The sequence below is a fragment of the Bacteroides coprosuis genome, from assembly GCF_020741705.1.
GTDB lineage: Bacteria > Bacteroidota > Bacteroidia > Bacteroidales > Bacteroidaceae > Bacteroides_E > Bacteroides_E coprosuis.
In genome coordinates, this window is the sequence record NZ_DYYK01000003.1 from 1 (window position 1) to 8,651 (window position 8,651).

General features: G+C 33.9%; 7 protein-coding genes and 1 CRISPR repeat array. All 7 genes read left to right on the top strand.

Features of this window, described 5'->3' with window-relative positions; genetic code table 11:
* Positions 1–390: 390 nt before the first annotated feature.
* Positions 391–1,245 carry an ATP phosphoribosyltransferase gene (gene hisG, locus K8V80_RS00060; RefSeq protein ID WP_006744317.1) on the top strand — a complete coding sequence of 285 codons (855 nt, stop codon included), beginning with the start codon at positions 391–393 and terminating at the stop codon, positions 1,243–1,245.
* Between the two features lies 1 nt (position 1,246).
* Entirely contained in the window at positions 1,247–2,551 is a 1,305-nt protein-coding gene (gene hisD, locus K8V80_RS00065; RefSeq protein ID WP_276774374.1) for a histidinol dehydrogenase, read from the top strand.
* 1 nt (position 2,552) lies between these two features.
* Positions 2,553–3,605 carry a histidinol-phosphate transaminase gene (gene hisC, locus K8V80_RS00070; protein ID WP_276774376.1) on the top strand — a complete coding sequence of 351 codons (1,053 nt, stop codon included), beginning with the start codon at positions 2,553–2,555 and terminating at the stop codon, positions 3,603–3,605.
* Positions 3,602–4,711, top strand: coding sequence for a bifunctional histidinol-phosphatase/imidazoleglycerol-phosphate dehydratase HisB (hisB, locus tag K8V80_RS00075; protein ID WP_276774380.1), 1,110 nt, complete (start codon positions 3,602–3,604; stop codon positions 4,709–4,711). Before hisC ends, hisB begins: the two co-directional genes overlap by 4 nt.
* Entirely contained in the window at positions 4,708–5,436 is a 729-nt protein-coding gene (gene hisA / locus K8V80_RS00080) for a 1-(5-phosphoribosyl)-5-[(5-phosphoribosylamino)methylideneamino]imidazole-4-carboxamide isomerase (protein ID WP_006744321.1), read from the top strand. Before hisB ends, hisA begins: the two co-directional genes overlap by 4 nt.
* Positions 5,421–6,791: a bifunctional phosphoribosyl-AMP cyclohydrolase/phosphoribosyl-ATP diphosphatase HisIE gene (gene hisIE / locus K8V80_RS00085; RefSeq protein WP_276774384.1), complete on the top strand. Its 1,371-nt coding sequence runs from the start codon at positions 5,421–5,423 to the stop codon at positions 6,789–6,791. The genes hisA and hisIE overlap by 16 nt, the downstream gene beginning before the upstream one ends.
* Before the next feature lie 206 nt (positions 6,792–6,997).
* Positions 6,998–8,194, top strand: a complete 1,197-nt coding sequence (locus K8V80_RS00090) for an IS256 family transposase (RefSeq protein ID WP_006743951.1) — start codon at positions 6,998–7,000, stop codon at positions 8,192–8,194.
* 88 nt (positions 8,195–8,282) lie between these two features.
* Positions 8,283–8,643: direct repeats of the CRISPR family, unit length 30 nt; unit sequence CTTTTAATCGTACCATATAGGAATTGAAAT.
* Positions 8,644–8,651: the final 8 nt, after the last annotated feature.

Below are 8,651 nucleotides of genomic sequence, written 5' to 3' on the forward strand. Positions count from 1 at the left end.
AATTTAGATTACCAAGGTAATGCTTTGGATGATTTTGACAAATTCAGAGCCTATATATGCATGTTGTATAACATATATTAATAGAATAGGCTTATAATTAAACTTTAATCACTATAAGATTATATTTTATAGATACGATGTTAAAATGTGATATATAATTTGTCTTATAATAACAAATTGTTACCTTGGTAATCTAAATTAAACCAAAACGTAAGAAATGAACTTATTTACTCATCATATTCATCATCATTTTATCCCGCCCACACAGGTGAGACTGCTGATGTTGTCTATATATGAAGAGTTCTTATTCTAAGTATTTGATTATATAATAAACAAAGTATATGTGAGCCCGCCTGTTAATTCAGGTGGGCTTTTTTTATTTAAAAAATTATGAATCTTAAAATTGCTATTCAGAAATCAGGAAGGCTTAATGAGGGATCTCTTAGCTTACTTAAAGAATGTGGAATCAAAATTGAAAATGGAAAAGATCAGTTGCTTACGTCTTCTAGTAACTTTCCTTTAGATGTGTTGTATCTAAGAAACGGTGATATTCCTCAATATTTAAAAGATGAGGTTGTTGATGTTGCCATAATAGGAGAAAATACTTTAATTGAAAAAAGTGCCGAAGACTTATCTTATTTGCAATTGGGATTTTCTAGGTGTAGATTTTCTATTGCTGTACCTCGTGAGGTGAACTTTACTTCTTTATCCGATTTGGAGGGAAAGAGAATTGCTACCTCATATCCACATACCGTTCGAGAGTTTTTAAAGAGAGAAAAAATTAAAGCTAAGATTCATGAAATTTCTGGCTCTGTAGAAATCTCTCCTAGTATTGGTTTGGCTGATGTGATTTGTGATATTGTAAGTACGGGTGGAACTTTATTCAAAAATGGATTGAAGGAGGTATATTCTATCTTTAAATTTGAAGCTGTTTTAGCTGTCAACCCTTCACTGTCCCCTGAAAAGAAAGCAATTTTAGATAAATTGATTTTTCGAATCGAGTCAGTATTACGTGCTAAGAATACAAAATACATCATGTTAAATGTTCAAAAGGACAATTTAGAAAAGATATGTTCTTTATTGCCTGGGATGAAAAGTCCAACTTTAATTCCACTGAGTGATCCTAATTGGTATTCCTTGCATTCTGTCATTCTAGAAGATGATTTTTGGAATATTATAGATCAGTTGAAACAACAAGGGGCTGAAGATATTTTAATTCTGCCTATTGAAAAAATATTAGGTTAATATGAAGACATATAAATTAATAAATAACCCTAGTAGGAAGTTGTGGGACTCTTTATGTATGCGTCCTTTACTCGATCATCAAAATTTGAAAAATCTTTGTAGAGAGGTATTTGAAAGTGTGAGTATAAAGAAAGATGTTGCACTACTAGCTTATACGGAAAAGTTTGATCAAGTGAAGCTTTCCTCTATTTATTTAGATGAAAAAGAATTGCAAAAGAATGCTTATCAAATTGATGAGCCTTTGAAGATTGCAATTAATCAGGCTTATGAGAATATTTCACAATTCCATATTGCTCAGATTCCACAAGCAGTAAAGTTAGAAACTTTTCCTGGAGTATTTTGTACTCAAGAATTTCGTGCTATTGAAAAAGTAGGGCTGTATATACCAGGAGGAAGTGCTCCATTGTTTTCAACTCTATTAATGCTTGCTATCCCTGCACAAATAGTGGGATGCAAAGAAGTGGTATTGTGTACACCGATCAATAGGAGTGGAAAAATAGATGCGGCATTATGTTATGCTGCTCAGCTTTGTGGTATAAAGCAAATTTTAAAATTAGGAGGTGTTCAAGCAATAGCTGCTCTATCTCAGGGAACAGAAAGAACTTCTCCTGTTTATAAAATATTTGGCCCAGGAAATCAATATGTTGTGGCTGCTAAACAGTATGCGCAAGAACAGGGAGTAGCAATAGATTTACCAGCAGGACCATCCGAAGTTTTGGTCATTGCTGATGATTCAGCTAATCCCGATTTCATTGCTGCAGATCTACTTTCTCAGGCAGAGCATGGGCCAGATAGTCAAGTTGTTCTTCTTGTTACAAATGTCGATATTCTTGAACAAGTTATGCTAAAATTAGATGAACAGTTAGAATCTTTACCGCGAAGAAATATTGTAAAGCTTGCTTTATCACAATCGAGATTTATTGTTTTTGATGACTTAGATACTTGTATTGACTTCTCTAATGTTTATGCTCCAGAACACTTGATTTTATCTATTGATAAAGCGGATTCTTATTTGAGTTCGATTCAGAATGCAGGATCGGTATTTGTAGGAAATTATTCACCTGAGAGTGCTGGAGATTATGCTTCTGGAACCAATCATACATTACCAACAAACGGATATGCTAAAAGTTATAGTGGAGTAAATATTGATGCTTTCCTTAAGAAAATTACATTTCAAAAATTGACTGCTAAAGGAATAGCAAAAATAAGTCCTATTGTTGAGACGATGGCAAAGGCCGAGGGTTTGGAGGCACATGCATTGGCCTCTCGTTTACGTAGAGAATTTGTTGAAAATAAAGGAGAATAGGATGAATAACATAAACATAAAGGAACTTATAAGAGATAATATTCTCAAATTACAACCTTACTCATCTGCTCGTGTTGAATATGAAGGTGATGCAAATATTTGGTTAGATGCAAATGAGAATCCCTTTGGATTGAGATATAATAGATATCCAGATCCTTTTCAATGTGAATTAAAGAAGGTTCTTTCAACGATAAAGAATGTCAGTTCAAAGCAAATCTTTATAGGTAATGGAAGTGATGAAGTAATCGATTTATTAATTAGAGCTTTTTGTGAGCCAGGGATTGATTCTATAATTACGTTTAATCCTAGTTACACTATGTATATAACTTCGGCAACGATTAATAATGCGAGAGTGAGAGAATTCTTATTGACGGAGGAGTTTCAAATCCCCCTTACCGTGTTGAAGCAAAATAGAGAGAATACAGATAAGCTGCTTTTTATTTGTACGCCCAATAATCCCATTGGTAACCTGATTCCACTATCTGTAATCGAACAAGTCTGCCGTTTATTTACTGGAATAGTGGTTGTTGATGAGGCTTATCTTGATTTTAGTAATTCAGATTCAGCAATTAAATTATTGGATAAATACAATAATTTATTTATAGTTCAGACATTGTCTAAAGCTTATGGTATGGCAGGTTTAAGACTAGGGATAGGTATTGGGAACCCTGAAATCATAGAGATATTAAATCGCATTAAACCACCTTATAATGTTAGTCAGAGTACTCAGGATTTAGTCCTCGATAGATTGAACTATTTACCTGAAATTAAGACTCATATTCAGCTTTTAATTAAGGAAAGAAATCTTCTTTATAATAACTTAATTCAATTGTCATTTTTTAATCGTGTCTTTGAGTCGGAAGCCAATTTTATACTTGTTCAGACTCCTCATTATAAAGAACTATATGATTTTTTATGCTCTAAAGGCATTGTTGTTCGTATACGTAATATACCCCCAAGTTTACTTCATGGGTTGAGACTTACGGTTGGATTACCTGTAGAAAATAAAAAATTAATGGAGAGTTTACTTTTATTTAAAAGGAGGATAAAATGATCTTACAAAAAAGAAAATATTTATTTATTGATAGAGATGGAACTTTAATTGATGAGCCTAAATCAAACTTTCAAGTTGACTCTTTTGATAAGTTAAAATTTAAGAAGGATGTAATTAGTGCATTAAAAGAAGTTGTTGAAAGTACAGATTATAGGTTAGTAATGGTTTCCAATCAAGACGGTCTCGGAACAGAATCTCTTCCATATTCAGATTTTAATGGGCCTCATAAGCTCATGCTTGAAATATTTAAAGGTGAAGGAGTTGTTTTTGAAGATGTACTTATCGACCCAAGTTTTCCTGAAGAACACTCTATAAACCGTAAACCCCAAATAGGTTTAGTTAAGTCTTACTTAAATGACTTGTTAGATTATGACAATTCTTATGTCATCGGAGATAGACTTACAGATATACAGTTGGCTGAAAATATGGGTATAAAAAGTATATGGTATGGAACAAGTGAAGCTCCTGATAATTTATCTATCAGCTTTCAATCTGATTCGTGGAAAGAGATACAACAGTTTATCTCACAAGGGAGTAGAAGGGTTGAGTGTTCTCGAAAAACATCAGAAACGTCTATTAATATTGTCCTAGATTTGAATGGAGAAGGTAAATCTACTATTTCAACAGGAATAGAGTTTTTTAATCACATGTTGGATCAGATAGCTAGGCATGGATTAGTAGATTTAACCATTCAAACCAAAGGGGATTTACAAGTAGATGCACATCATACTATAGAAGATACTGCTCTTTTATTGGGTGAAGCATTCAATCAGGCTCTGGGTTCCAAAAAAGGAGTAGCTCGTTATGGATTTGCATTACCTATGGATGAGTGTGAAGCAAAAGTCCTATTGGATTTTGGAGGCAGGTCATATCTTGTTTGGGATGTTGATTTACAAAAAGAATATGTGGGAGATTTCCCTACTGATATGGCTAAACACTTTTTCCATTCTTTCTGTCAGACAGCCAAATGTAACTTAAATATTTCGGCTGAAGGGGAAAATACACACCATATTATTGAAGCTGTATTTAAAGCATTTGCTAGGTCTATCAAACAAGCTATTTTACAAACAGGTAATATCTTACCCTCATCGAAAGGAATCTTATGAAAAAGATTAATATAATACCTGCAATAGATATTCAAAATGGGCAATGTGTTCGTCTGGTACAAGGAGATTATTCAGATTGTACTATTTATCATTCTAAACCGGTAGAAGTGGCACGAGCTTTTGAAGAGGCTGGTTTAGAAAGACTGCATTTAGTTGATTTAGATGGAGCAAAATCTGGGTCTATCCAAAACTTAGCTGTATTGAAAGATATTTGTCAAAACACTAGCTTAAAAGTTGATTTTAGTGGAGGTGTTAAAAGTGAAAAAGATTTAGTCAATGCTTTAGAAGGTGGAGCAAGTTATGTAGGTATTGGAAGTTTGGCTATACAGCAACCAGCATTGGTAAAAGAATGGTTACATAAATATGGAGGAGATAAAATAATAGTTAGTGCCGATGTTTGGGGTGATAAAATAGCAATTATGGGATGGACAGAACAAACTAATGAAACGATTTATCAATTTATAGATTATTATATTGATGATCTTCAGTATGTTATTTCGACAGACATCTCAAAAGATGGCATGTTAAATGGACCTTCTTTGAATTTATATCGTAACTTAAAGGAAAAGTACAAACAACTTCATCTCATTGCATCAGGTGGTGTGTCAAGATTAGAAGACCTAGATGAACTTGAGAAAATAGGTGTGTCTGAAGTAATTGTAGGTAAAGCTATTTATGAAAAAAGAATAACGTTAAACCAGTTGAAATCATGGATAAACAGGTAAAGAAAATCATTCCTTGTATTGATATCAAGGATGGTAAAGCTGTAAAAGGAATTAATTTTGCAGGAATTAAAGAAGTAGGAAATGTAGTTTCTTTAGCTCAAAAGTATGCTGATTTAGGAGCTGACGAGATTGTCTTATTAGATATTTCTGCTACAACGGAAAAACGAAAGATAAATAGGGAATGGATTAAGGAAGCTGTTGAAAAAGTGAATGTTCCCTTTATTGTAGGAGGAGGAATTTCTTCTGTTAAAGATGCTCAAGAATTGTTTGATATGGGGGTGAAAAGGATCTCTGTTGGTAGTGCAGCTATTCGTGATCCTAATTTAATAAATGAGCTAGTTAAAGAATTTGGTTCTGAGGCTATTGTTGCTGCAATAGATGCAAAAAACATAGATAAAGAATGGATGGTTTTTGAAGCTGCTGGCACCGTAAATTCTGGCAAGGAGCTAATGGCTTGGGCAGAGGAAGTTCAAAATAGAGGTGTCGGAATGGTATTATTTACTTCAATGAATCATGATGGCGAGCAGAAAGGTTACCCTCTTAATGTGTTGGCTAATTTAAAATCTATCTTATCTATACCTCTAATTGCTTCAGGTGGAGCAGGAAGTGTTCAAGATTTTTATTATGCTTTAGTTCACGGAAAAGTAGATGCTGTTTTAGCAGCTAGTGTCTTCCACTTTAATCTAATTGATATAGATGAACTCAAATTCACTCTCTGGAGAGCTGGTGTAGATGTTGACCTAACTACTATCTTTAGAAATTTAAATTATGATGATAAGGGTTTGATTCCTGCTATTATCCAAGATGTTGAATCGGGATTAAATCTAATGCTAGGCTATATGAATGCAAAATCCCTTCAGTTAACTTTAGATACTAAAAAAGTGACATTCTGGAGTCGGTCAAGAAATAAGCTTTGGGTTAAAGGAGAAGAAAGTGGACATTTCTTAAATCTATATGATATTCGTGTTGACTGTGATAGAGATGCTCTCTTGGTAAAGGCTAGACCTGTTGGTCCAACTTGTCATACAGGAAGTATTACCTGTTGGAGAGAAAAACTAAATAATCATCATTTTCTACAGTACTTAGAAGATGTGTTTAATGAGCGTAGATTAGAATCTCCTGATCAGTCTTATACAGCATATCTATATACAAAAGGCTCGGCTAAGATTGCTCAAAAAGTAGGAGAGGAGGCTGTAGAATTGGTTATTGAGGCTATGCGAGATAGAGATGACTTATTCTTAAATGAGGCTGCAGATTTACTCTATCACTATATTGTGTTACTACTTGATAGAGGTTATAGTCTTACAGATGTAGTCCAAGTTTTGCAGAAAAGACATAAAGGTGTCGATGATTAATAGACACTTATTACTTAGGAGCTAAAGCACCGCTTTGGATAAAAAAGTAGTATTTGATTTTAATAAATATAAGGAGGATGTGCCTATTGGACATGTCCTCTTTACATTTAATTGACACCCTCTCATAAAGTGTGTAAGTTAAAACAACCGGCTTGGGTAACAAAATAACTCAAGCCGTTGTTGTTTAATAAAAAACTTAAACATTTATGAAAACCGAAGATTTAATCCCTGATGAGTTTTTCAAACAATTTAAAACAGGAGAAGAACTCCAAAATTTCCTGAAGTCTATTCAAAAGCGTGGAATCGAAAAGATGCTTGAAGCAGAGCTAGATGCTCATTTAGATTATGACAAGCATAGCCACAGAAAAGAAGAAAACAGTCGTAATGGCTACTCTACAAAGACCATTAAGACTAGTTATGGTAATGATCAAATCAAAGTCCCAAGAGATCGAGATGCGAGCTATAACCCAATGATTATCCCTAAACGAAAAAGTATGGTTGAAGGCTTAGAACACGTTATTGTATCTCTTTATGCTAAGGGTATGAGTGTTTCTGATATAGAAGAACAAATTAGAGAGGTGTACAATTTTGATGTCTCTGGGGCGACAATCTCTCGTATCACAGATGCCGTAACAGCTGATATTGTAGCTTGGCAGAATCGGCCATTGGAACCCGTATATCTTATCGTTTGGATGGACGGTATAGTCTTTAAAGTACGAGAAGGTTCTAAGGTGATTAATAAAACTATTTATATTGCAGTAGGCTTAAGACGTGATGGACTTAAAGAGGTATTAGGTTTATGGCTTGGAAAGAATGAGTCTTCGTCTTTTTGGATGAGTGTCCTAACAGACCTAAAAGCTCGTGGAACTGAAGATGTTTTAATTACTGCAACGGATAACTTAAATGGATTTACCGATACGATTCGTACCGTTTTCCCTGAATCTAAGACACAAATCTGCATCGTGCACCAAGTGCGTAATGCTTGCAAATACGTAGTTTGGAAGGATAAGAAACAGTTTACAACAGATATGAAGAATATCTATAATGCGCCTAATAAGGAGGCTGCAGCAGCTGCTTTAGAAGATTTATCAGTGAAATGGGAATCCAAGTATTCTTATGCTATACAGAGTTGGAGAAAGAACTGGGACGAACTTACTGTCTTCTTTGAATTTCCTCTAGAAATAAGAAAAGTTATCTATACTACCAACCTAATTGAGAACCTCAATGGTAAGATTAGAAAGTATACCAAGAATAAATTATCGTTCCCTACGGATGACTCTGTGATGAAATCAGTATATTTAGCCGTTAGGGAGGCCACTAAGAAGTGGTCAATGCCCATAAAGAACTGGGGTATTATTTTAAATCAGTTCCTAATTATTTACAAAGAAAGGGTCAGATTATAAAGATAATCCAACCCAAGCTATTTTAACTTACACACTTAGTGATACAGTGTCTTCTGATAATACACCCCCCTTTTCTTTCCAAAACTTTCTTTTAATCGTACCATATAGGAATTGAAATAAGTAAGCCCAATACATTACGAACTCTTTAATCATACTTTTAATCGTACCATATAGGAATTGAAATCCATTGATATTATTAGTCTCTCTAGTCCATTTCCAACTTTTAATCGTACCATATAGGAATTGAAATCTATCACATCCAGTCATATCGATATCAATAAATGAAGCTTTTAAACGTACCATATAGGAATTGAAATACCTCTTTGGTTGAGATTAAAGAAATAGAAGGTACACTTTTAATCGTACCATATAGGAATTGAAATCTCCTATTGTTGCTATCTCATTTTCTCGGATATAATCTTTTAATCGTACCATATAGGAATTGAAATATTCAAAA